Origin of the sequence: Sporanaerobacter acetigenes DSM 13106, from assembly GCF_900130025.1 — a bacterium.
Taxonomy (GTDB): domain Bacteria; phylum Bacillota; class Clostridia; order Tissierellales; family Sporanaerobacteraceae; genus Sporanaerobacter; species Sporanaerobacter acetigenes.
In genome coordinates this window covers 104,085-128,073 of sequence record NZ_FQXR01000006.1, presented here as the reverse complement: position 1 = coordinate 128,073, position 23,989 = coordinate 104,085, and the positions used below count along the sequence as shown (strand labels likewise).

Genomic DNA, 23,989 nt, shown 5'->3' with positions numbered 1-23,989 from the left:
ATGTATTCGGATAAAGTCATTGAACATTTTATGTCTCCAAGAAATGTGGGAACTATGGTTGATGCAGATGGTGAAGGGACTTATGGAGATCCTAATTGTGGTGATTTTTTGACTATTTATATAAAAGTCAAAGATAATATAATTGAAGATATAAGTTTTTTAGTATTTGGTTGTACTGCTTCAGTTGCTACAAGTAGTATGACTACAGTTCTTGCAAAAGGGAAAACTATAGAAGAGGCTTTAAAAATAGAAGACGAAGATATAGTTGAAGCATTGGATGGACTTCCTATAGAAAAACAACACTGTTCAAACTTAGGAGTTCAGGCACTTAGAAATGCAATAAGGGATTATCTTGAAAAAAACAAATAAAAAAGGTTTTGTATCAAAAAAGGATATTGGCAAAAGCAATGTCCTTTTTTGATACAAAAATATAAAATTGGGTATTGTAACATTAGTTACCGATATTTTTATGAATAAACTATATTATAGCATTAAGAATAATAATTATGGGAGGTATGCATATGGTAGAACATTTTATAAAAAACATGGATTTCTCAAAGGTGTTGGAAATGGAAACTCTTGTTGAATATCAAAAAGGGCAGGTTATAAGTAGAACATTAGCACAAGGAAAACCTTTAAGTATTACATTGTTTGCCTTCGATAAGGGTGAAGAAATTAGTTCTCATTCATCCAGTGGAGATGCACTAGTATTTATACTTGATGGAGAAGCTGAAATCACAGTAGGTGAAGAAAAGTTCGGTGTAAAAAAAGGAGAAACCATTGTGATGCCTGCTGGTATTCCTCATGCATTGTTTGCAAAAGAACAGTTTAAAATGCTTTTGATTGTAGTATTTGAATTATGAGAAGAAAGGAAGTGTTGTCATGAAAGGTTTTGTAGATAAAGATACTTGTATAGGTTGTGGGCTATGTCCTAGTCTTTGTCCAGAAATATTTGAAATGGATGATGATGGAAAGGCTGTAGCAAAGAACGTTGAAATACCAGAAGATATAGTAGATAGCGCTAAAGAAGCTGAAGAAAGCTGTCCAGTAGAAGCAATTACAGTAGAATAATTAATTTGTATACATATTTAATATCTCTATAGATAAAACTAATAATATATAGAGATTATATAAATAAAATCAATAGATAATACAGGAGGTATAAATATGGATGCTGGTGTTAGAAATAAAATTACTGGACAAATTGAAGACATTAAAGCCGATGGTGTAATGTCTTTGGTGAAGATGCGAGGTACTTGAGCTGATGGCTCTATGAGGTTTACGTCCGTGATGACGACAGATAGTTTAGAAGAAGCAGGTTTTCAAAAAGGAGATCAAGTTGATGCTCTTGTGAAGGCAATAAACGTTGTATTTGTAAAACATTAAAAAATAATATTTAAGAAGTCACGGCATAAAGTGCAAAATTACTTTATACTGTGACTTCTTTTGTTGTGAATGTCAAAATAGCAAAATAAGTCTTTTAGTCTATGGGAAAATGACATGAAAAAGGGTATAATCATATAAAGAATATTTATATAATGGAGAGTTGGATATGAATGAGATTACATTAGATAGTATAGTGAGACAAGTAAACGAAATGCCTGTTTTGCCAGAGCGAATGAACAAGATAATAAAAATTGTTGAAGATCCAGATTCTACAGTGGAAGATTTAGAAAGAGAAATACTCAAAGATCAAAGTTTGACTTCTAAAGTTCTTAAGTTAGCTAACTCTACTCATTATGGTTATGCTAGGAAAATAAATACAGTTTCAAAAGCTACGATATTGCTAGGATTTCAAACTATAAAGAGCATTGCATTAGCTTCTACTGTCAATAAATTTCTCATAGGTGAACTCAAGGGCTATGCCCTTGAAAAAAATGAATTATGGAATCAATCTCAGACTTGTGCTATTATATCTAGATATATTGCCAAAAATACTGGTAAGCAAGATCCAGAGCAAGCCTACATAGCTGGTTTACTTAGAGACATTGGGAAAACCATATTAAATCATTATGTAGAAAGTGAATATGAAAAAATAGTTGGAATGGTGGAAACAGAGGGCAAATCTTTTTTAGATGCAGAAAGAGAACTTTTTGGTTTTGACCATGCACAAGTAGGTGGTAAAGTTGCTGAGAAATGGAATTTTCCAAAGGATTTGGTGGAGACAATAGAATATCATCATACTCCAGAAACGGCAGAAGAAAATCCTGAATTGGTATCAATTGTACATATAGCAGATGCTATAACTATGATGATGGGAGTTGGACTTGGAGTGGATGGCATGGGCTATAATTTTTCCCAGTTTGCATTAGATACTTTAAACATGGATATCAATCAAGTAGAGAGTATCATTTCAGAAATATCTGATTTATTGATAGATGAAGATAATTTTAATATTCTTTAGCTAAAAAGGTTCCAAATTGGAACCTTTTTTATGTTTCAAGATTTTATAAGAAACTTTAGAATGGATATAATTATGATATAATATAGTTAGTATAATATAAGGTAGGTGGAATTTTTGAAGAAGAAAGTTGTCTTAGGAATGAGTGGTGGAGTAGACAGTTCAGTTGCTGCTTATCTGTTGAAGCAAGAAGGATATGATGTAATAGGAGTTACTATGAGTGTGATTCCTAGAGATAAGGAGTTTGATGAAAGAGAAGGTGGATGTTGTAGTCTATCTTCTGTAGAAGATGCGAGAAGAGTAGCTGAAAAATTGGACATTCCTTTTTATGTGATGAATTTTAAAGATGTTTTTGAAAGAAAAGTAATAAATTATTTTGTAGAAGAATATTTGCAAGGAAGGACTCCAAATCCATGTATTGCTTGCAACAAATTTATAAAATTTGATGAATTTTTAAGAAAGGCAAAAGGATTAGGAGCTGATTATATAGCAACAGGTCATTATGCAAAAATAGAATGGAATGAAGATTTCGGACGATATATTATGAAAAGATCAATGGATGCAAAAAAAGATCAGACTTATGTTCTTTATAATATGACACAGTATCAATTGGAACATACTCTTATGCCTTTGGGTAGCTATACAAAAGAAAAAATAAGAGAAATAGCAGAAGATATTGGATTAAATGTCCACGACAAACCAGATAGTGAAGAAATATGCTTTATACCGGACAATGATCATGGGAGATTTATCAGTGAAAGAAGGCCAGATAAAGTAAAACCTGGTTATTTTGTTGATAAAAATGGGAATATTTTAGGCAAACACAATGGAATAGTGAATTATACTATTGGACAGAGAAAGGGATTGGGTATAGCACTAGGGAAAAGAGTGTTTGTACAAAATATTATTCCCGAGAAGAATTTAGTTGTGTTGGGAGATGAGGAGGAAATATTTAAAAATAAACTATATGCGGAAGATATAAACATTATTCCTTATGCCAATATACCTTGTGAAATAAATGGAACTGCTAAAATAAGATATGGTATGAGGGAAGCTGAAATGGTTGCAAAGCCTTATAAAAATGGAGTTTTAGTAGAGTTCAAAGAGCCTCAAAGAGCTATAACTAAGGGTCAATCAATAGTTTTTTATGATGGAGATATAGTGGTTGGTGGTGGCATAATAAAAGAAATATAGGATATAATTTTTGTTAAAAAACATTTAACTAAGATTTACAAAAAATTAATAAGCTTAAGTTTGCCTCTATATTTATTCATAAATATGCAAACGTTTACAAATTGAAAGCTTGACTATTTAGTTTTAAATAAACATAATAATATAATTTATATTTTTGTAGAATCTTGAATTATTCATTATTTTTGCAATACTTTGAACAATTTATAAAATTGGATTATAATAAATAATTGAAAAAGTGATGCAAAATTATTGGAAAGGATGTACAATATAGTTTGAAGATTAATTTGAATAATCAAATTTTTATTTTTTTTATAAATTTATTAATAAGTAGATGGTATCACATCAATTTATAATAATATGTCAGATGAGCATAGTTAAATAATTCAAATAGAATTGGTTGAAGATTAATGCATAATCATGCGTCAAAATACATAATTAATTATTTTGTAAATTTGCTTATAATGTGTTATACCTTACTTATCCATTGACATCAATTGTTGTTGGATGGTATAATACATTAAATTAATAAATACCAAAAAGTATAAAAACAAAAAAGGGGGAGTATGTCAAATGAAAAGAAAGTTAGCACTTTTACTTTCTCTAGTACTAGTATTTTCATTAGTACTATCAGGATGTGGTGACAAAAATGAAGCACCTGCTGGCACAGAAGGAGAAGGGAAAGTAGAAGAAAAAGAGGCTTCAAACAATCCTGCAAGAAGCAGAGATGGAGCAGCAGACACATTAGTAGTTGGTACTCATGAAGCAAAAGGTGATTTTTTGCCAGGGTATTCATCTGAAGTTTATGATTCATATGTAGCAGATTTAGTTTTTGATGGTCTTTTTGGTAATGATAAAGAAGGAAACCCAACTCCATCTGTAGCAAAAGATTGGGAAATATCAGAGGATCACAAGACGTATACATTCCATTTGAGAGACGATGTTAAGTATACTGATGGAGAAACTCTTACAGCAGAAGACGTTAAATTTACTTATGAATTTTTAGCTGATCCAACTTATGATGGACCACGTAGTTCATATGCAATGAATCTAGTAGGATATAAAGAATACAATGAAGGCGATGCAAAAGAACTTGCAGGAGTTAAAGTTATTGATGATTATACAGTAGCTTTTGAATTCCAAGAAGCATTGGCAACAAATATTTGGGACTGTGGTATGGGAATTTTACCAAAACATATCTATGATTTTGAAAAAGGAGATACTGCTTCTCTTAAACAAAAAATGTCAGACCCGATTGGTTCAGGTCCATATATTTTGAAAAAATTTGAACCAAAACAATATGTAGAATTTGAAGCTAATCCAAATTACTTTTTAGGTGCTCCAAAGGTTTCACATTTAATAATGAAGTTTACTACTGTAGAAACTCAAATGTCAGAACTTGAAAAGGGAACAATAGATGTTCAACTTAGAGTTCCACCAAAAACAGAAAACAAAGAAATAATTGATGGAACAGGATTTATAAATATTAATGAATATCCTGACAATGGATACTCATATATGGGATGGAATTTAAGAGATCCAAGACTTGCTGACAAGAGAGTACGTCAAGCATTGACTTATGGATTTAATAGACAACAATTTGTTGATGTATACTATGGAGGAAATGCTCAAGTATGTAATGTGCCAGTATCTCAAGTATCATGGGCATATACAACTGATATAAACGAATATCCATATGATCCTGACAAAGCTATAGCTCTTTTAGAAGAAGCTGGATGGAAACCAGGAGCAGATGGAATTAGAGAAAAAGATGGTATGAAGCTATCCTTTGTATGGGATACTTATACAGATAGTAAATATGTTGAAAGTTTAATTCCAATGTTAAAAGCTGACTGGGAAAAGATTGGTGTTAAAGTAGAGCCAAACTTGATGGAATTTGGTGCATTATCTGAAAAAGTATATGATAAACAAGAATTTGATATGTACAATATGGCTTGGTCATTAAGTATAGATCCTGATGCTTTTGAATTGTTCCACAGTTCAATGGCTGTTCCAGGAGGATTTAATGCAGTAGGATTTATAAATGAAGAAAATGACAAGTTACTAGAAGCAGGAAGAAAAGAATTTGATCAAAATAAACGTGCTGAAATTTATCAAGAATGGTGTCAACTTATGAATGAGGAATTACCATATATGTTCTTAACTCAAAACTTATCATGGGATGCAATAAATGAACGTGTTCAAAACTTTGACACTTCACCATTCCAAGATTGGACAAGTAGAGATGTTCTATTAAATGTTGAATTAGCACAATAATTTTCAAGAGATCAATGAAAAAAATTATACAGTGTAAACCCGGTTGGTGTTGCCGGGTTTACATTGTATAAGGGTAAACTTTAGAGCATTAAAGGAGGGAAACTATGCTAAAGTATATATTAAGAAGATTATTGCACATGATACCAGTAATACTCATCATATCAATAGTTATATTTGGAATAGTAAAAATGGCTCCAGGAGATCCCGTTGGAACAAATCTAGATCCTAAAGCAACAGCAGAACAGAGAGCTGCAGAACGTGCTAGACTTGGATTGGACAAGCCACTGCCTGTTCAATATTGGAATTGGCTAACAAGATCAGTAAAAGGCGATTTTGGTGATTCTTATATATATAAGAAACCTGTCAGCGATGTTGTACCAAATTTTATTTGGAATAGTTTTCTTTTAAATATTGTAGATTTTATATTGGCATTTTTGATTTCAATTCCTATTGGGATAATTTGTGCTGTAAAACAGTATTCGAAAACAGATAATTTCTGGACAGTATTTTCAATCATAGGTATATCTATGCCATCATTTTTCTTTGGATTGTTGCTAATCTATATATTCTCAGTTAAATTGAATGCTTTTCCTATAAATGGTATGGTTACTCCTGGGAAAAATGCTGCTGGCTGGGCTCATATAAAAGATGTAATGCATCATATATTTTTACCGGCTCTTGTATTAGTTATAGGAAGTATGGCAAGTTTAGTTAGATATACAAGGACAAGTATGCTTGAAGTAATAAATCAAGATTATATTCGTACTGCAAGATCAAAAGGTCTTTCAGAAAAAGTTGTAATATACAAACATGCATTCAGAAATGCTCTTATACCAATAATGACCATTATAGGATTTTGGATTCCAGGACTTTTTTCTGGAGCGGTTATATTAGAGACTACATTCGTATGGCCTGGAATTGGGAATGTTATGATGGATGCTATTAGTGCAAGAGATTATAACTTGATTATGGCATTGAATATGTTCTTTGCTTTACTAACTTTACTTGGGAACTTGTTAGCTGATATTGGCTATGCCTTAGTAGATCCAAGAATTAAGGTTGAATAGGGAAAGGAGGGTATTAAGTGACTGAAAAAAGCATGAAAAATAAAACTGAAAACAAAGCTCCCAATAAGAACAACAATTTAGATAATAAAGATGCAAAAGAAGAAGAACAAGTAATACTTACTCCTTGGAAGCTGGTTAAAAGGAAGTTTAAAAAGAACAAGGTAGCAGTAACGGGTATGATAATCTTTATTATTATGGTGCTCCTTGCATTGCTTGCACCAGTACTAACACCTTATGATCCATATGCAATGGATTTTTCGCAGGTAAATCAAGCACCATCTAAAACACATTTATTGGGAACGGATGAGCTTGGCAGGGATTATTTGACTAGAATATTATATGGTGGAAGAGTTTCAATGAAGGTTGGACTTTTTGCCGTAATAATTGAGATACTAATAGGTGCACTTGTTGGTGGTCTTGCTGGATACTATGGCGGATGGGTAGATAACTTACTCATGAGAATAGTTGAAATATTCATGGCATTTCCATTTTTACCAATAGCTATTACTATTTCAGCAGTTATAGGGCCAGAAGTAGCACCCGAAAAGAGAATGTATATAATGATGTTTATAATAGGTTTGTTGAGTTGGGGTGGACTTGCCAGAATGATCAGAGGGCAAATACTATCCCTTAGAGAACAAGAATTTATACAAGCTGCAAAAGCTTTAGGTATCAGAGATAGTAGGATCATATGGAAACATTTAATTCCAAATACATTGGGATATATAATAGTTAGTGCTACACTAGGAATGGCTGGAGCCATAATGAGTGAAGCAGGACTATCTTTCCTTGGTCTTGGGGTGACACCACCTGTTCCTACTTGGGGCAACTTGGTTCAAAATGCTAGGGACATCTATGTGTTGAAGAATCGTGTTTGGTTATGGTTGCCACCAGGAGTTGCTATATTCTTTGCAGTAATGAGTATCAACTTGTTTGGTGATGGACTAAGAGATGCAATTGACCCTAAGTCTAAATGATAGGAGGATAGAAATATGGGAAATCTGTTAGAAGTACAAGATTTGAAAACCTACTTTTATACTGATGATGGAGTAGTTAAAGCTGTTGATGGTGTTAACTTTTCAGTAGAAGCTGGAAAAACTATAGGAATTGTAGGAGAATCTGGTTGTGGCAAGAGTATAACAGCTATGTCAATATTACGTCTAATACCTGATCCTCCAGGAAGAATAGTTAGTGGGAAAATAATGTTTAATGGTGAAGATTTGACTAAAGTTTCTGATGAACAAATAAGGCATATTCGTGGAAACGATATCTCAATGATATTTCAAGAACCTATGACCTCTTTAAATCCAGTATTTACTGTTGGATTTCAAATCATGGAAGCATTGATGCTTCATCAAAACTTAGATGAATCTGAAGCTAAAAACAAAGCTATTGAGATGTTAAAACTTGTAGGAATACCTAGAGCAGAAAAAATAGTTGATGAGTATCCACATCAACTTTCAGGAGGAATGAGACAGAGAGTCATGATAGCTATGGCAGTTTCATGTCAACCAAAACTCTTAATTGCCGATGAGCCTACAACTGCTTTAGACGTGACTATTCAAGCGCAAATACTTGAACTTATGAATGACTTAAAAAGTAAATTAAATACATCCATAATGCTTATTACCCACGATCTTGGTGTAGTAGCTGAGATGTCTGATCACGTAGTAGTTATGTATTCAGGAAAAATAGTGGAGGATGCCCCTGTTGATGAATTGTTTAAAAATCCTAGACATCCTTATACAATAGGTCTAATGAATTCAATACCTTCTCTTATTGAAGAAGGCAAGAGACTTGAAAGTATTAGTGGTTCAGTACCAAATCCATTGTATTTGCCAAAAGGCTGCTATTTTCATCCAAGATGCAAATTTGCAACAGATGAATGTAGAAAAGGTCAGCCAAGTTTAAGGGAAATAGCACCTGGGCACAAAGTCAGCTGCTTTAGAGCAGAGGAGGTGACTAAATAATGAGTGAAGTAATATTAGAAGCTCAAAATTTAAAAAAATATTTTCCAATATATAAAGGTGCTTTTAGAAGAAGAGTAGGAGATGTAAAAGCTGTTGATGGTGTTTCACTTTATATAAAAGAGGGAGAAACATTAGGACTTGTAGGAGAATCTGGATGTGGAAAATCTACTACTGGGAGAACAATATTGAGATTGTTAGATGCTACTGAAGGTACCGTTACCTATAAGGGACAAGATGTTTTAAATGCTTCAAAAGATGAAATGAAAAAACTTAGAAGAGAAATGCAGATAGTATTTCAGGACCCATACAGCTCATTAAATCCTAGAATGACAGTTTCTGAAATAGTAGGAGAATCATTAGTTGAACATGGAATATACAAAAAAGGAAAAGAACTTGATGATTATGTAGTAGAAGTAATAACTAAATGTGGTCTTGCAAAATATCATATAAATAGATATCCTCACGAATTTTCAGGAGGACAACGTCAACGTATAGGAATTGCAAGAGCATTGGCATTGAATCCATCATTTATAGTTGCTGATGAGCCAGTTTCTGCCCTTGACGTTTCTATTCAATCACAAGTTATAAACTTATTGAATGATTTACAACATGAACGTAAAATATCCTATTTATTTATATCTCATGATTTAGGTGTAGTTAAATATATAAGCCATAGGATAGGAGTAATGTATTTGGGAACACTAGTAGAATTAGCTGATAAAAAGTCACTATTTGACAATCCAAAACATCCTTATACTCAAGCATTACTATCAGCAATACCAGTGCCAGACCCAACAAAGAAAATAAATAGGATTATACTAAAAGGTGACATACCAAGTCCTGCAAATCCACCATCTGGATGTAAGTTCCACACACGTTGTATGTATGCAAAAGATATTTGCAAGGAACAAGCACCAGAATTTAGAAATTTAGGAGGAGAACATTTTGTGGCGTGCCACTTTGCCAAATAGGCAATCTATTAGAGAAAGAGAAGAAGAAATAAAAAGATCAGTAGATAAAAAAAATGAAGAAGAACCTTTTGAATTTACAAAGACAGATATTTTAGCAATGATAATTGCAGCATTTCAAATATTGTTACCGATAATGCTAATTGGAGTAGGAGTTTTTGCACTTTTTACGTACTTGTTTACTACGTATTTTATGAAGTAAATATCACTTTAGATATAGCAGAAATTTATGAAAAATAGAGTTGCAAAATATATTGCAGCTCTTTTTTCTAAAAAACAAAAAAAATTATTGACAACTAATATATAAATGTTATAATAATAAAGTAGTTTAAAGCTTTATATGCGGGAGTGGCGGAATTGGCAGACGCGCTAGACTTAGGATCTAGTGTCATTGACGTGGGGGTTCAAGTCCTCTTTCCCGCACCATAAAAACCAGTGGTTGTTCCATTGGTTTTTTTCATAATACATAATATAAGAATATTTAATTAAAGATGCATTTGATATACATATTTTATATGATATAATTTTATGGTATAATGAGTTAGCTATATGGGAAATAAATAAAAAGATAACGAGGAGGAAAAGATAGATGAACTCTGTTTTAGAAAAAAAAGAAAACAACAAAGCTACCTTTACAATTGAGATAGGTGAAGATAAATTTCAAGAAGCAGTTCAAAAAGCATATCTAAAAAACAGAAGTAGATTCAATATACCTGGATTTAGAAAAGGTAAAGCACCAAGAAAAATAATTGAAATGAATTATGGTGAAGGTGTATTTTATGAAGAAGCATTAAATATTATATTACCAGATGCATATGAAGAAGCGATAAAAGAATTGTCTCTTGAACCAGTAGATACTCCAGATGTAGATATTGAACAACTTGAAAGTGGCAAACCTGTTATATTTAAAGTTGAAGTAACTATAAAACCTGAAGTTAAATTGGGTGAGTACAAGAGTATAGAAGTAGAAAAAGTAGAGTATAATGTTACAGATGAAGATGTTGAAGAAGAGTTAAAAAATATTAGAGATATGAATTATAGACTTGTAGATGCCTCAGACAGAGAAGCAAAAGAAAAAGATGTTTTAAATATTAATTTTGAAGGATACTTAGGGGAAGAAAAGTTCGAAGGTGGTTCAGCAGAAAATCAAGAATTAGAAATAGGTGCAGGGAGATTTATTCCTGGATTTGAAGAACAACTTATTGGAAAGAAAAAGGGAGATTTAGTTGATGTAAAGGTAACATTCCCTGAAGATTATTTTGAGGAAAATCTAAAGGGAGAAGAAGCTCTTTTTAAAGTAACTATCAATGATATTAAAGAAAAAGAATTTCCAGTTCTTGACGATGAGTTTGCAAAAGATGTCAGCGAATATGACACATTAGAGGAATTTAAAAATAGTATAAGAGAAAGACTAGAAAAAGAAGCAAAAAATAAAGAAGAAATGGAAAGAGAAACTAGTGTTATAAAAGCACTTGTAGAATCATCTGAAGTTGATATTCCACAAGTTATGATAGATAATCAAATTCAAAATGAGATAGGAGAATTTGACTATAGATTGAGATTGCAAGGACTTTCAATTGATAGGTATTTTGAGCTTACAAATAGTAGTATAGAAGACTTAAAAGAGCAAATAAGACCAAATGCTGAAAATAGAGTTAAAAGTGACTTAGTACTTGAAGCAGTAGCAAAAGCTGAAAATATTCAAGCTTCAGATGAAGACCTTGACAAGGAATTAGAAAGAATGGCAGTAGAGTATAACCATGAAGATGTAGAAAAGTTCAAACAAGATATGAAATTGGGAGATTTAGAATACCTTAAAGAGGGTATAATGAGAGATAAGACAATTGAATTTTTAATGTCAAATGCTAAATTTATTTAATAAGCATTGAGTAGGAGGGGTATGATATGGCTTTAGTTCCAATTGTAGTCGAGCAAAACAATAGAGGAGAAAGATCTTACGATATTTACTCTAGGCTACTAAAAGAAAGAATAATATTTCTTGGCGAAGAAGTAAATGATATAACTGCCAATTTGGTAGTTGCACAGTTGCTATTTTTAGAAGCAGAAGATCCTGATAAAGACATTCAGCTTTATATAAATAGCCCAGGTGGTTCTATAACTTCTGGATTTGCCATTTATGATACAATTCAATATATAAAACCAGATGTTTCAACTATATGCATAGGAATGGCAGCAAGTATGGGTGCATTTTTGCTTGCTGCAGGGGAAAAAGGTAAGAGATTTGCACTGCCAAATGCAGAAATAATGATACATCAACCACTAGGTGGTATGCAAGGTCAAGCAGAAGATATCAGGATTCATGCTGAAAGAATTGTAAAAACTAGAGAACAAATAAATAGGATATTAAGTGAGAGAACTGGTCAACCTTACGATAAAATCGCTCATGATACAGACAGAGATTTTTTTATGTCTGCTGAAGAAGCTAAAAAGTATGGTATAATAGATGAAGTAATAGAATTCAGAAAATAACATTAAGTGAGGTGTCATAATGGCAAGATTTGATGATAAGCAGCTTAGATGTTCTTTTTGCGGGAAACCTCAAGATCAAGTTAGAAGGCTTATTGCTGGACCCAATGTTTACATTTGTGATGAATGTATAGAATTGTGTCAAGAAATAATAGATGAAGAATTTGAAGACAGTTTTGAATATGAAATAGATGAGTTACCAAAGCCTATAAAGATAAAAAATACTCTTGATGATTATGTGATTAAACAGGAGAGAGCAAAAAGAGCATTAGCTGTGGCAGTATATAATCACTACAAAAGAATAAATAGTACAAATTCTAGAAATAGTGATATAGAATTGCAAAAGAGCAATATAATAATGATTGGACCAACAGGTTCAGGGAAAACATTGTTAGCTCAAACATTGGCAAAGATTTTGAACGTACCTTTTGCGATAGCAGATGCCACTTCTCTGACAGAAGCAGGTTATGTTGGCGAGGATGTAGAAAATATTATTCTTAAGCTAATACAAGCTGCAGATTATGACATAGAGAGAGCAGAAAAAGGCATTGTATATATAGATGAAATAGATAAAATAGCAAGAAAAACAGAAAATCCATCTATAACAAGAGATGTCAGTGGAGAAGGTGTTCAACAAGCATTATTAAAAATATTGGAAGGTACTGTAGCTAATGTACCGCCACAAGGTGGCAGAAAACATCCGCATCAGGAGTTTATCCAAGTAGATACAACAAATATATTATTTATAGTTGGAGGAGCTTTTGATGGGCTTGATAAGATAATTCAAAGTAGAATTAGTAAAAAAGTTATAGGTTTTGGGGCAGATATTCAAAGTAAGGATAATTCAAATATAGGAGAACTTTTGAAACAGGTTCAACCTGAAGATTTACTGAAATTTGGTTTGATTCCAGAATTCGTAGGAAGATTACCTGTCATGGTTACATTAGAAGAATTAGATGAAGATGCCCTTGTAAAAATACTCACTGAGCCTAAGAATTCATTGGTTAAGCAATATAAAGAGCTATTTGCTATAGATGATGTAGAACTTGAATTTGAAGATGGTGCATTAGAGCTAATTGCACAAAAAGCTATAGAAAGAAAAACAGGTGCTAGAGGGCTTAGAAGTATAATAGAAGAAACTATGTTAGATATTATGTATGAAATTCCATCAAGAGATGATGTAGAAAAATGTATTATTACAAGGGAAACTATTTTGAATGGAAATGAACCTACTTTGGTTATTTCTGATATGAAGAAAAAAAGTAGGGCGAAGAAATCAGGCAAAAAAGAATCAGCATCTTAATGGGCTCACATATTAGTGAGTCTTTTTTGTTGATAATAAATGAAAATATTAAAATTGGAAATACTCAATGATAAATGTGTATAAAAGGAGTGAAAGCATGAATATAGACCCATATAAAGTAAACCATAGGGATATGCCTCTTATACCCTTGAGAGGGATTACAGTTTTTCCCTATATGGTTGTTCACTTTGATGTAGGACGAGAGAAATCTATAAATGCATTGGAAAAAGCTATGATAGATGATTCTTTGGTATTTTTGTGTTCTCAGAAAGATGCAAAAATCGATGAGCCAAATATTGAGGATTTTTATCATATAGGAACAGTTTCTAAAATCAAGCAAATGTTGAAATTGCCTGGAGGAAGTATTCGAGTATTAGTTGAGGGACTGAATAGAGGACAGATTAGCAGCATTAAAGAAGAAGAAAGTTATTTTTCCGCAGAAATCGAAGAACTTACCTATGATTGGGAAGAACTTCAGATTGATAAAAAAACTGAAGCAGCTATGAGACTTGTAGTTGAAGACTTTGAGGAATATATAACACTTAGCAATAGAGTTTCTCCAGATTTATTGTTTACAGTTTCTGAAATTGAAGATCCAGGTAGACTTGCCGATGTAATTGCTTCTTATATTTATCTTAAACCGGAAGATGATCAAAAAATATTAGAGGCTTTTGATTTTTATGAGAGACTAGAATTACTTCATAGCTTACTTCAAGAAGAAATAGAAATTTTAAAAATTGAAGAAAAAATAAATCAACGCGTAAAAAAACAGATAACTAAAGTTCAAAAAGAATATTATTTAAAAGAGCAGATAAAGGCTATTCAAAACGAATTAGGCGAAGAAGATGAAATAGTTGAAGAAGTAGAAGAATATAAAAAGAAAATTGAAGAAACAAAAATGCCAAAGGAAGTCAAAGAAAAAGCATTAAAAGAAGTAGAAAGACTTTACAAATTATCTCCAAATTCAGCAGAGGTTGGAGTTATAAGAACTTATTTGGATTGGATAGTTGAACTTCCTTGGAATGTAGAGACAAAAGATAAAGTAAATATAAAAAAAGCAAGGGATATATTAAATAATGATCACTATGGACTTGATGATGTAAAAGAGAGAATACTTGAGTTTATTGCCATAAGAAAGCTTAAAAGCAATATGAAAGGACCTATTTTGTGCTTGGTAGGGCCGCCGGGAGTTGGAAAGACTTCTATAGCTAAATCTATAGCTAAATCTTTGAATCGAAACTTTGTGAGAATGTCCCTTGGTGGTGTACGGGATGAAGCTGAGATTAGAGGACATAGAAGGACTTATGTAGGGGCAATGCCAGGAAGAATTATTAGCCTTATAAAAAAATCAGGTTCAAACAATCCAGTATTTTTATTTGATGAAATAGATAAACTAAGCAGCGATTTCAGGGGAGATCCTGCTAGTGCACTATTAGAAGTACTAGATCCAGAACAAAACAATACTTTTACAGATCATTTTTTAGAAGTTCCTTTTGATTTGTCAAAAGTAATGTTTATAACTACAGCCAATACTACTTCAACTATTCCAGAACCATTGTTAGATAGAATGGAAGTCATAAGAATACCAGGATACACAGAAGAAGAAAAATTAAATATTGCCATGAAATATTTATTACCAAAACAATTGAAAGAACATGGTTTAAAAGAAGAAAATTTATCTATCTCCGAACACGCTATGAGAGATATCATAAATAACTATACAAGAGAGGCGGGAGTCCGAAATTTAGAAAGAAATATTGCCAATATTTGCAGAAAAGCTGCAAAAAAAATAGTTGAAGATGATGTTTCTAATGTCAGGGTTACTCTAGGAAATTTAGAAAATTATTTAGGTATTCCTAAATACAGACATGATATAGCAGGAGAAAAACATGAAATAGGAGTAGCTACAGGTCTTGCTTGGACTGCATTTGGAGGAGAAATTCTTTCTATAGAAGTAAATTGCATGAAAGGTACTGGTAAATTACAGTTGACAGGGCAATTAGGAGATGTTATGAAGGAATCTGCTATGGCTGGAATTAGTTATATAAGAGCAAATTCAGGAAAATTAGGGGTAGATGAAAATTTTTATAAAGAAATGGATATCCATATACATGTACCTGAAGGAGCAATACCAAAGGATGGACCGTCTGCTGGCATTACTATGGCTACAGCTGTTATTTCAGCTCTAACCAATAAGCCTATTTCGAAGAATGTGGCCATGACTGGCGAAATAACATTAAGAGGTAGAGTTTTACCTATTGGTGGTTTAAAGGAAAAGGTACTAGCTGCCCACAGGGCGGGAATAGAGAAAATAATTGTTCCATGGGAGAATAAAAAAGATTTAGAAGAAATACCAGATAAAGTGAAAAGGAAAATAGAATTCGTATTGGTAAAGGAAATGGAAGAAGTTCTTCTTCATGCTTTGATCGAAGTGGAGGATAAAAATGAAAATAATTAGTTCAGAGCTTCAAACTATTGCAGGAAATAAATCTCAATATCCAGTAGATAATTTATTTGAAATTGCTTTTGCAGGAAAGTCAAATGTAGGTAAATCATCATTGATAAATACATTAGTTAATAGAAACAATTTGGCAAGAACTAGTGGAAAACCTGGGAAAACTCAAACTATCAATTTTTATAATATAAATGGAGATTTTAGGTTTGTAGATTTACCTGGATATGGATATGCTAAAGTATCAAAGACTCAAAGAGAAAAATGGGCTCAAATGATTGAAGAGTATCTTAAATTCAGACAAAACCTTATAGAAATAATGCTTGTTGTGGATATTCGCCATGAACCTGGAGACCATGATGCACTTATGTATCAATGGATAAAAAGCTATGGTTTTAATGGAATAGTTATAGCAACAAAGGCTGATAAAATATCTAAGGGGCAATGGGAAAAACAAAAGACTATTATTCAAAGAAAATTGCAAATTGAAAACAGGAATTTCATCATTCCTTTTTCAGCAGAGAAAAGGATGAATTTAGATCAGGTTTGGAAGGCAATAGAGGAGATTATTATGGTAAATAAAGAGCATCAATCTCATTGAGATTGATGCTCTATAGAGTATTATTCTTTTTCAAACATATCCTTACTTGCACCACATACTGGACAAACCCAATCATCTGGCAATTGCTCAAAAGGTGTTCCTGCAGCTATACCATTGTCTGGATCTCCTTCAGCCGGGTCATAAACATATCCACATGGTCCACATACATATCTGTCCATATTCATTACTCCTTTCATAATATCATCTTTTTAAATTTTACCCCGAAAAATACTTTTTAAACTTTTATATTTGTAATATAATATATTTATGGTTTAGTAAAAATATAAATATTAGATTAAAGGACTTGTCAATGGGGTAAAATACATATTGCTAAGATATTATCTAATTTATTATAAATAAAGTATAGATGGATGTGATTATCTTGTCCTTTAAATTTGATGGCACGGTATGTAGCGATTTGCATATCATTAAAGATTTCGTTGAAGATGTTTTGGATAAATTGAATAAGGTTATTAAAGATGAGTCAGTAATGTTTGATGTAAAACTCATTTTAAATGAGCTTGTAGCCAATGGTGCTATACATGGAAACTCTTATGATAGAAATAAGTATGTAAATATTTTTATTAATGTAGAAGATGATTTTATAAGAATTGAGGTAACTGACGAAGGAAATGGATTCAAATGTGATTTGAAGTCTTATGATCCTTTAAATTTGAAATGTAGTGGCAGAGGTCTTGTTATAGTTAGTGGTTTGAGCGATGAATTTTATGTAGAAAAAAACAAAATAACATCAGTTAAATATTTATAGCAGGAGGGTTGAAATGAAAAAATTAGCATTATTTTTGTCTTTTGTAATACTATTTGCTACCTTGATTCCTACAAGTTCCTATGGGGAACCAGAATATAACAAAAAACTTGAGGAGGCTATAATTAAGTCAAAAAATTTATTTAATATAACTGATGAATATGATAAATTCAATTCAAATGTAAGTTCATTTGATGGAAAGACTTTTTTCTATTTAAATTGGATTGATAGTAGTGGTAAATTAGGCGAAATAAATGTAAATATTTCATCCGATGGAACAATTTACAGTTACAACAAATTTAAGCCCAATTATGAAAACAAAAAGTCTAAATTGCCAAGCATATCAAAAGATGAAGGTTTGAGTATAGCTATGAATGCAATAAAAAATATAAATCTTAAAATATCTGAAAGTATAATTTACAATGAATCACAAAAGCCAATAGATCCAAATAGTTCAGAATATAACTATGAGTTTATTAGAGTACAAAATGCTATTCCTTACTTTGAAAATTATTTATATGTATCTATAGATAAAAATACAGGTGGACTCATGAGTTATTATTTAAATTGGGATGAAGAAATATCTTTTCCAGATTCAAAAGACATGATAAATTTAGATAAAGCTATAGAATTGTATAAAGAAAAAATTGGATTAAGTCTTGTATACAAAACAAATTATATAGATGGAATTGATAAAATGTATTTGGTATATACTGGTCTTGAGAACAATAAAGGAATAGATGCTAAAACTGGTGAAGTTGTAAGCTATGATGACTATATGGGTTTTACAGAAGAAAAAGGTGACATGATCTTTAACGAGGAAGGCTTAAGTCCAGATGAAGGTAAGGCTATAAAAAGTATTTCAAATCTAATTCCTAGTGAGGAAGCAGAAAAAAGTGCAAGAAAAGTTCTTAATATAGATGATGAATATAAATTGTCCAGTATAAATTTATATTCATATATAAAAAAGAAAAATGAATATGCATGGACAATGAGTTTTCAAAAAGGTGAAGAAGAAAATAGTCATTATCAATACGATGTATCATTAGATGCCAAAACTGGTGATATCATAAGTTTTTATTTTACTTTTCCTAAAGAAGATACCATCAAGGAATATAAATCAAAAGATCAGATTATGAAAATTACAGAAGACTATATAAAAAAGATGAATCCTGAAATATATAATGAAGTTGAATTATATAAGAATTTTGAGGATAAAAGTGGAGACAATTTAATCTACTGTTTTAATTATATTAGAAAACACAATGAAGCATATATTGCAGATGATAGTATAAGTGTTTATGTAGATGGGAAAAATGGAAATATTGTAGGTTATAATAAGAATTGGCACAAAGGAGAAATACCACAATTAGTTAATAAAATATCGATAGATGAAGCCTATAAGAAACTCTTTGAGGATTTAGGTATGGAGATTAAGTATGTTACAGCAAATGATAGTGCCAATTCTAAAAAAACTGATAAAATTATTAAATTGTGTTACTGTATAAAATCAGACAAGCCATTAAATATAAGTGTAGAAACTGGAGAATTTCTAGACTATAACGGGAGACCATTTAAGGAAGAAAAGGTAGCCAGATACAGGGATATAGACAATTCTTATGCAAAAGAAAAAATTTTAGTATTGGCTGAACATGGTATTGACTTGCCAGGAGAAAATTTCAAACCTAAAGATAAAATAAATCAGAGGGAATTTCTCTATTTACTAGCTAAATCAAATTCTCAGAATATAGATCTAGAGGATGAAAATTCTGATGAAAAATTGTACAATTACCTTATAAAAACTGGAGTTATAAAAGATGAGGAAAAAAATCCAGAAAAACTTGTTACAAAAGAAGAAAGCATTAAATATATTATAAGAATGCTAAAGTATGATAAAATAGCGGATATAAATGGAATTTATAAAGATTTGTTCAAAGATGCAAATGAAATAGATGATAAACTAAAGGGCTATGTTTCTATTGCCTATGGATTAAATATAATTTCAGGTTCAAATGGATACTTGAGGCCTAAATTAGAACTATCTAGGGAAGATGCAGTGAACATGGTGTATAATTATTTGTTTAAAAATTAAGGATATATAAATAGCGGAGAGATTTCCTCCGCTATTTACAATTGTACTTTTTGTTGCTTTTTATAAAATTTATGATAAAATTGTTTTGTTCAGTCATTAATAGTAATTTTAAAATAGGAAGTGGGAAAAAACATGAATAAAAAAAGAGATGATGTTAGAAACATTGCTATAGTTGCCCATGTAGATCATGGAAAGACTACATTAGTAGATGCACTTCTAAAACAAAGTGGTATCTTTAGAGCAAACCAAGTAGTTAAAGATAGAGTAATGGATTCTAATGATATTGAAAGAGAAAGAGGAATAACAATTCTTTCTAAAAATACAGCAGTATACTATAGAGATATTAAAATTAATATAGTAGATACTCCAGGTCATGCAGATTTTGGAGGAGAAGTAGAACGTGTATTAAAAATGGTAAATGGAGTAGTTTTATTAGTAGATGCATTTGAAGGGCCCATGCCTCAAACAAAGTTTGTGTTAAAAAAAGCATTAGAGTTGAATTTGCCAGTTATAGTATGTATAAATAAAATTGACAGACCAGAAGCTAGACCAAATGAAGTAATAGATGAAGTACTAGATTTGTTCATAGATTTAGGGGCCAATGAAGATCAGCTTGAATGTCCATTTATATTTGCCTCAGCAAAGGAGGAAATGGCAACTCTTGATATAAATACTCCAAAGGAGAACATGAAAGATTTGTTTGAAACTATTGTTAACTATATTCCAGCTCCTGAAGGTGACGAGGAAGAACCATTGCAAGTTTTGATTTCAACTATTGACTACAATGAATATGTAGGAAGAATAGGAATCGGAAAAATAGAAAGAGGAACTATTAGTTTAAATCAAGAAGCCATTATAGTGAATCATGAGGAAAAAGATAAAGTTAAAAAGGTTAAAATAACTAAGATATATGAATTTGAAGGACTGGATAGAGTTGAAGTAGAAAAGGCTAGAGTTGGCAGTATCATTGCTGTAACTGGTGTAGAAGGAATTCATATAGGGGATACTATTTGTGATATAAGTACACCAGAACCATTGCCTTTTGTAAAAATTTCAGAACCAACTATGTCCATGACTTTTTCTGTAAATAATAGTCCTTTTGCTGGGCAAGAAGGAAACTTTGTTACTTCAAGGCATTTGAGAAATAGATTATTTAAAGAGCTTCAAACCAATGTCAGCTTGAGAGTTGAAGAAACTGACTCTACAGATGCTTTTAAGGTTTCAGGAAGAGGAGAACTGCACCTTTCTGTATTGATAGAAACTATGAGAAGAGAAGGCTATGAATTTCAAGTGTCGAAACCACAAGTATTATTTAAAGAAATAAATGGCAAGAAACATGAGCCAATAGAGTCTGTAATTATTGATGTACCTCAAGAATTTATTGGGACAGTTATAGAAAAGCTAGGTAAAAGAAAAGGTGAACTTGTCCACATGACTGAATCTAATGGTGGATATGCAAGGCTTATATTTTCTATTCCTGCTAGAGGACTTATAGGCTATAGATCTGAGTTCATGACAGATACTAAAGGAAATGGTATATTGAATACTGAATTTGATGGGTATGAACCTTACAAGGGAGATATTCCTAGTAGGTCTATGGGTTCTTTAATTTCATTTGAAACTGGTGAGACAGCAGCATATGGTCTATATTCTGCTCAAGATAGGGGAATTCTTTTTGTAGAACCTGGGACTAAAGTATATGAGGGAATGGTAGTTGGTTCAAATCCAAAGGGAAATGATATTGAAGTAAATGTGTGTAGAAAAAAACAACAGTCAAATGTTAGAGCTTCAGGGTCTGATGAAGCATTGAGGCTTTCTCCACCCAAAATCATGTCATTAGAAGAAGCATTGGAATTTATAGAAGAGGATGAATTGATTGAAGTTACCCCAACAAGTTTGAGGATTAGAAAAAGAATATTAGATAGTACAAAGAGATATAAATCTAAAAAGAATAAATAGATATGAATAGCGAAAAAGGAGCATTTTTAATGCTCCTTTTTGGCAATTTTAATAGTAATGATGATATGGTATAATATAATTTATAGTTTGATAAAAAATGTGTAGGTGATGCCATGAATTATGTTGTTGATGCTTTAAAATGGATAGTAGACAATATTCTTTTAATCAATATTTTGTTAGCCATACTGTTGGTTTTCTTTGAGAGAAGGAATCCTACTATTACTTGGCTATGGCTTATGATTCTTTTTTTCTTGCCTGGTATTGGATTTTTAATTTATCTATTTTTGGGACAAGACTTAAGAAAGAAGAAAATGTTTAAAATTAAAGAAGAAGAAGATGCATATTTTAAAGATATTGTTGCTACTCAGGAAAAGTTTATTGAAAAGAACGAGTTTAATTATAATGAACCAAAAGTGGTAGAATATGAAGATATTATTCAATTTCATCTTATGAGTAATGAGTCTATCTATACTCAAGATAATGATGTAGAGCTATTTTTTTCAGGATTAGATAAATTTAATTCTTTGTTGAAGAGTATAGAAAATGCAAAAGAATATATTCATATGGAATATTATATTATTAGAAGTGATACTATTTCAACCCAAATAGTTAAAGAACTAACCAAAAAAGCAAAAGAAGGTTTAGAAGTTAAACTAATATATGATGGTATGGGAGGTAGGACACTGCCAAGAGGTTTTTTTAAGGAGCTAATTAAAGCTGGTGGTGAAGTTGCTTGCTTTTTTCCACCATTTTCGCCTTATTTAAGTATAAGAATTAATTATAGGAATCATAGGAAAATTTGTATTATAGATGGTAAAGTAGGATATGTAGGAGGATTTAATATTGGCGATGAATATATAGGGTACTCTAAAAAATTTGGGTATTGGAGAGATACTCATGCAAAGATTAGAGGAAGTGCAGTAAAGGGGTTGCAATGGAGGTTCTTGCTTGATTGGAGGTTTGCATCAAGTACTGAGATAGAAGTAAGCGAAAAATATTTTCCTAAAATTCTGGCTCAGGGTGAAACGGGGATTCAAATAGTTTCATCTGGTCCAGACTCTAAATGGACTAGTATAAAAGATGGATATCTTAAAATGATTATAAATGCAAGAAGTAAGGTTTACATTCAAACTCCATATTTTATACCTGATGATAGTATATTAGAAGCATTAAAAATAGCTGGTCTGTCTGGAGTTGATGTGAGGGTTATTATCCCATCTAAACCAGATCATCCTTTTGTATATTGGGCTAGTTTGTCTTATATAGGTGAGCTTCTTCAAGCAGGAGTCAAGTTTTATACGTATCAGGGAGGATTTATGCATAGTAAGGTGATTGTGATGGACAATGTAGTTTCATCTGTAGGTACGGCAAATTTAGACATAAGAAGTTTCAAACTAAATTTTGAAGTAAATGCATTTATATATGATGAAAAGATAAATAGAGAAATAACAGAAAAAATATACGAAGATTTGAAAAATTGCAGGGAAGTCACAATAGAAAAATACAGAAAGAGATCTTTTATTGTAAAATTTAAAGAATCAGTTTCAAGACTTTTGTCTCCAATTCTTTAACATAAAAAAAATCACCTCTGGTTATACTAAAATCGAGGTGGTAATGATTGAGAAAAAAAATCATGGTATTATTAAATATATTTATTGTTTTATTTTTAGTTTCTTCTTGTAAAACAAATCCTTCTAAGAAGCCAAATGCGTATGAAAAAAAAGATAAGGCTCCCCAAAGTTTAAATGCTATTTTAGAAAATGTAAATTCTATTCTTAAAGATGTAGAAGAGGTAAAAAAAGTAGCAATTAAACCTGAACCGAGTAACGAAGTTAAAGGGATTGAAAATCAAAAAGATAAAGAAAAAGATGCAAAAAATAAGGCTGAAGAAATACAGAAACTTTGGGATAGTATGAATAAAAGCATAAATGACATTCATAAATATTGGAATGCATATGAAATTGAAGGAGCTAAAAAAGGGATAACTGCGGACAGTACTCTTAAATTTGAGGAAAGTATAAATTCTCTGACACTGGCTATTGAAAACAGAGATAGTTTTAATATATTAAATAGTGGCAGTGAAGTATATAAAAATTTGGCATCTTTTTTTGATTTATACAAAGATGAGATAAAAGGAGATATAAGCAAAATAAAATATTGTACTTATAAATCTTATTTGTTAGCAGAAAAAGGAGAAATAGACGCTTCCAAAGAAGTTTTGACAGAAGGGGAAAACTATATAAATAATATGAGAATTAAATTGGCTAAAGACAAGGAGAAAAGCAAAAATGTAGATAAAATTAGTTTTTCCATTCAAGATATGAAAGAAGTGCTAAAATTAAATAATAGCAATTTATTGAAGATAAAGAGGGATATAGTGCTTAAAAATCTTGAAGCATTAGAAAAATAGTGTCAAATTTAAGATGTTGTGGTATACTTTATTTTAGAAAATAAG

The 23,989-nt window shown here is 31.4% G+C and carries 22 protein-coding genes and 1 tRNA gene; 22 read left to right on the top strand and 1 reads right to left on the bottom strand.

The window, feature by feature from the left end:
- From BUA21_RS07670 to yihA, 17 genes are all read left to right on the top strand, one after another.
- Positions 1 to 369 carry an iron-sulfur cluster assembly scaffold protein gene (locus BUA21_RS07670; RefSeq protein ID WP_072744225.1) on the top strand — a complete coding sequence of 123 codons (369 nt, stop codon included), beginning with the start codon at positions 1 to 3 and terminating at the stop codon, positions 367 to 369.
- Between the two features lie 152 nt (positions 370 to 521).
- Positions 522 to 863 (top strand): cupin domain-containing protein, encoded by a 342-nt coding sequence (locus tag BUA21_RS07665; RefSeq protein ID WP_072744224.1) that lies wholly within the window; start codon positions 522 to 524, stop codon positions 861 to 863.
- A gap of 19 nt (positions 864 to 882) precedes the next feature.
- Positions 883 to 1,071: a ferredoxin gene (locus BUA21_RS07660; RefSeq protein ID WP_072744223.1), complete on the top strand. Its 189-nt coding sequence runs from the start codon at positions 883 to 885 to the stop codon at positions 1,069 to 1,071.
- Between the two features lie 481 nt (positions 1,072 to 1,552).
- Positions 1,553 to 2,404 (top strand): HDOD domain-containing protein, encoded by an 852-nt coding sequence (locus BUA21_RS07650; RefSeq protein WP_072744222.1) that lies wholly within the window; start codon positions 1,553 to 1,555, stop codon positions 2,402 to 2,404.
- A 105-nt stretch (positions 2,405 to 2,509) separates the two neighbouring features.
- Positions 2,510 to 3,595: a tRNA 2-thiouridine(34) synthase MnmA gene (gene mnmA, locus BUA21_RS07645; RefSeq protein ID WP_234973692.1), complete on the top strand. Its 1,086-nt coding sequence runs from the start codon at positions 2,510 to 2,512 to the stop codon at positions 3,593 to 3,595.
- Positions 3,596 to 4,165: 570 nt separating this feature from the next.
- Complete coding sequence (locus tag BUA21_RS07640; RefSeq protein WP_072744220.1) at positions 4,166 to 5,869, top strand: peptide-binding protein; 1,704 nt, start codon at positions 4,166 to 4,168, stop codon at positions 5,867 to 5,869.
- Positions 5,870 to 5,973: 104 nt separating this feature from the next.
- Positions 5,974 to 6,936 (top strand): ABC transporter permease, encoded by a 963-nt coding sequence (locus BUA21_RS07635; RefSeq protein ID WP_072744219.1) that lies wholly within the window; start codon positions 5,974 to 5,976, stop codon positions 6,934 to 6,936.
- 17 nt (positions 6,937 to 6,953) lie between these two features.
- Positions 6,954 to 7,913 carry an oligopeptide ABC transporter permease gene (opp4C, locus tag BUA21_RS07630; protein ID WP_234973691.1) on the top strand — a complete coding sequence of 320 codons (960 nt, stop codon included), beginning with the start codon at positions 6,954 to 6,956 and terminating at the stop codon, positions 7,911 to 7,913.
- A 15-nt stretch (positions 7,914 to 7,928) separates the two neighbouring features.
- The gene (locus BUA21_RS07625) at positions 7,929 to 8,906 is read left to right on the top strand and encodes an ABC transporter ATP-binding protein (RefSeq protein ID WP_072744218.1); all 978 of its coding nucleotides are present in this window, start codon (positions 7,929 to 7,931) and stop codon (positions 8,904 to 8,906) included.
- Positions 8,906 to 9,877: an ABC transporter ATP-binding protein gene (locus BUA21_RS07620; protein WP_072744217.1), complete on the top strand. Its 972-nt coding sequence runs from the start codon at positions 8,906 to 8,908 to the stop codon at positions 9,875 to 9,877. Before BUA21_RS07625 ends, BUA21_RS07620 begins: the two co-directional genes overlap by 1 nt.
- Entirely contained in the window at positions 9,867 to 10,076 is a 210-nt protein-coding gene (locus tag BUA21_RS07615) for a hypothetical protein (RefSeq protein ID WP_072744216.1), read from the top strand. The genes BUA21_RS07620 and BUA21_RS07615 overlap by 11 nt, the downstream gene beginning before the upstream one ends.
- 140 nt (positions 10,077 to 10,216) lie before the next feature.
- Positions 10,217 to 10,300 (top strand) — tRNA-Leu (locus BUA21_RS07610).
- 163 nt (positions 10,301 to 10,463) lie between these two features.
- Positions 10,464 to 11,753, top strand: coding sequence for a trigger factor (tig, locus tag BUA21_RS07605; protein WP_072744215.1), 1,290 nt, complete (start codon positions 10,464 to 10,466; stop codon positions 11,751 to 11,753).
- Between the two features lie 26 nt (positions 11,754 to 11,779).
- Positions 11,780 to 12,364 carry an ATP-dependent Clp endopeptidase proteolytic subunit ClpP gene (gene clpP / locus BUA21_RS07600; protein ID WP_072744214.1) on the top strand — a complete coding sequence of 195 codons (585 nt, stop codon included), beginning with the start codon at positions 11,780 to 11,782 and terminating at the stop codon, positions 12,362 to 12,364.
- Between the two features lie 19 nt (positions 12,365 to 12,383).
- Positions 12,384 to 13,664 (top strand): ATP-dependent Clp protease ATP-binding subunit ClpX, encoded by a 1,281-nt coding sequence (gene clpX, locus BUA21_RS07595; protein WP_072744213.1) that lies wholly within the window; start codon positions 12,384 to 12,386, stop codon positions 13,662 to 13,664.
- A gap of 97 nt (positions 13,665 to 13,761) precedes the next feature.
- Complete coding sequence (lon, locus tag BUA21_RS07590; RefSeq protein WP_072744212.1) at positions 13,762 to 16,122, top strand: endopeptidase La; 2,361 nt, start codon at positions 13,762 to 13,764, stop codon at positions 16,120 to 16,122.
- Complete coding sequence (gene yihA / locus BUA21_RS07585) at positions 16,109 to 16,717, top strand: ribosome biogenesis GTP-binding protein YihA/YsxC (RefSeq protein ID WP_072744211.1); 609 nt, start codon at positions 16,109 to 16,111, stop codon at positions 16,715 to 16,717. Before lon ends, yihA begins: the two co-directional genes overlap by 14 nt.
- 20 nt (positions 16,718 to 16,737) lie before the next feature.
- On the opposite strand, the gene rd is transcribed toward yihA, so the two are convergent.
- Positions 16,738 to 16,896, bottom strand: coding sequence for a rubredoxin (gene rd, locus BUA21_RS07580; protein ID WP_072744210.1), 159 nt, complete (start codon positions 16,894 to 16,896; stop codon positions 16,738 to 16,740).
- 188 nt (positions 16,897 to 17,084) lie between these two features.
- Here rd and BUA21_RS07575 point away from each other — a divergent pair, with 188 nt between their 5' ends.
- The 5 genes from BUA21_RS07575 to BUA21_RS07555 all read left to right on the top strand — a co-directional run bounded on the left by BUA21_RS07575 (position 17,085) and on the right by BUA21_RS07555 (position 23,944).
- Positions 17,085 to 17,486 carry an ATP-binding protein gene (locus tag BUA21_RS07575; protein WP_072744209.1) on the top strand — a complete coding sequence of 134 codons (402 nt, stop codon included), beginning with the start codon at positions 17,085 to 17,087 and terminating at the stop codon, positions 17,484 to 17,486.
- A 13-nt stretch (positions 17,487 to 17,499) separates the two neighbouring features.
- Complete coding sequence (locus tag BUA21_RS07570; RefSeq protein ID WP_072744208.1) at positions 17,500 to 19,575, top strand: S-layer homology domain-containing protein; 2,076 nt, start codon at positions 17,500 to 17,502, stop codon at positions 19,573 to 19,575.
- 132 nt (positions 19,576 to 19,707) lie between these two features.
- On the top strand, positions 19,708 to 21,534 hold the full coding sequence (gene typA, locus BUA21_RS07565; protein ID WP_072744207.1) for a translational GTPase TypA: 1,827 nt from the start codon (positions 19,708 to 19,710) through the stop codon (positions 21,532 to 21,534).
- A gap of 113 nt (positions 21,535 to 21,647) precedes the next feature.
- The gene (cls, locus tag BUA21_RS07560) at positions 21,648 to 23,105 is read left to right on the top strand and encodes a cardiolipin synthase (RefSeq protein WP_072744206.1); all 1,458 of its coding nucleotides are present in this window, start codon (positions 21,648 to 21,650) and stop codon (positions 23,103 to 23,105) included.
- 47 nt (positions 23,106 to 23,152) lie between these two features.
- The gene (locus tag BUA21_RS07555; RefSeq protein ID WP_072744205.1) at positions 23,153 to 23,944 is read left to right on the top strand and encodes a hypothetical protein; all 792 of its coding nucleotides are present in this window, start codon (positions 23,153 to 23,155) and stop codon (positions 23,942 to 23,944) included.
- Positions 23,945 to 23,989 lie beyond the last annotated feature (45 nt).

What these genes read in the sequence shown, in the direction of transcription:
- BUA21_RS07670 (WP_072744225.1), top strand. Translation starts at nt 1, where the DNA reads ATGTATTCGGATAAAGTCATTGAACATTTTATGTCTCCAAGAAATGTG.
- BUA21_RS07665 (WP_072744224.1), top strand. Translation starts at nt 522, where the DNA reads ATGGTAGAACATTTTATAAAAAACATGGATTTCTCAAAGGTGTTGGAA.
- BUA21_RS07660 (WP_072744223.1), top strand. Translation starts at nt 883, where the DNA reads ATGAAAGGTTTTGTAGATAAAGATACTTGTATAGGTTGTGGGCTATGT.
- BUA21_RS07650 (WP_072744222.1), top strand. Translation starts at nt 1,553, where the DNA reads ATGAATGAGATTACATTAGATAGTATAGTGAGACAAGTAAACGAAATG.
- BUA21_RS07640 (WP_072744220.1), top strand. Translation starts at nt 4,166, where the DNA reads ATGAAAAGAAAGTTAGCACTTTTACTTTCTCTAGTACTAGTATTTTCA.
- BUA21_RS07635 (WP_072744219.1), top strand. Translation starts at nt 5,974, where the DNA reads ATGCTAAAGTATATATTAAGAAGATTATTGCACATGATACCAGTAATA.
- BUA21_RS07625 (WP_072744218.1), top strand. Translation starts at nt 7,929, where the DNA reads ATGGGAAATCTGTTAGAAGTACAAGATTTGAAAACCTACTTTTATACT.
- BUA21_RS07620 (WP_072744217.1), top strand. Translation starts at nt 8,906, where the DNA reads ATGAGTGAAGTAATATTAGAAGCTCAAAATTTAAAAAAATATTTTCCA.
- tig (WP_072744215.1), top strand. Translation starts at nt 10,464, where the DNA reads ATGAACTCTGTTTTAGAAAAAAAAGAAAACAACAAAGCTACCTTTACA.
- clpP (WP_072744214.1), top strand. Translation starts at nt 11,780, where the DNA reads ATGGCTTTAGTTCCAATTGTAGTCGAGCAAAACAATAGAGGAGAAAGA.
- clpX (WP_072744213.1), top strand. Translation starts at nt 12,384, where the DNA reads ATGGCAAGATTTGATGATAAGCAGCTTAGATGTTCTTTTTGCGGGAAA.
- lon (WP_072744212.1), top strand. Translation starts at nt 13,762, where the DNA reads ATGAATATAGACCCATATAAAGTAAACCATAGGGATATGCCTCTTATA.
- yihA (WP_072744211.1), top strand. Translation starts at nt 16,109, where the DNA reads ATGAAAATAATTAGTTCAGAGCTTCAAACTATTGCAGGAAATAAATCT.
- rd (WP_072744210.1), bottom strand. Translation starts at nt 16,896, where the DNA reads ATGGACAGATATGTATGTGGACCATGTGGATATGTTTATGACCCGGCT.
- BUA21_RS07575 (WP_072744209.1), top strand. Translation starts at nt 17,085, where the DNA reads ATGGATGTGATTATCTTGTCCTTTAAATTTGATGGCACGGTATGTAGC.
- BUA21_RS07570 (WP_072744208.1), top strand. Translation starts at nt 17,500, where the DNA reads ATGAAAAAATTAGCATTATTTTTGTCTTTTGTAATACTATTTGCTACC.
- typA (WP_072744207.1), top strand. Translation starts at nt 19,708, where the DNA reads ATGAATAAAAAAAGAGATGATGTTAGAAACATTGCTATAGTTGCCCAT.
- cls (WP_072744206.1), top strand. Translation starts at nt 21,648, where the DNA reads ATGAATTATGTTGTTGATGCTTTAAAATGGATAGTAGACAATATTCTT.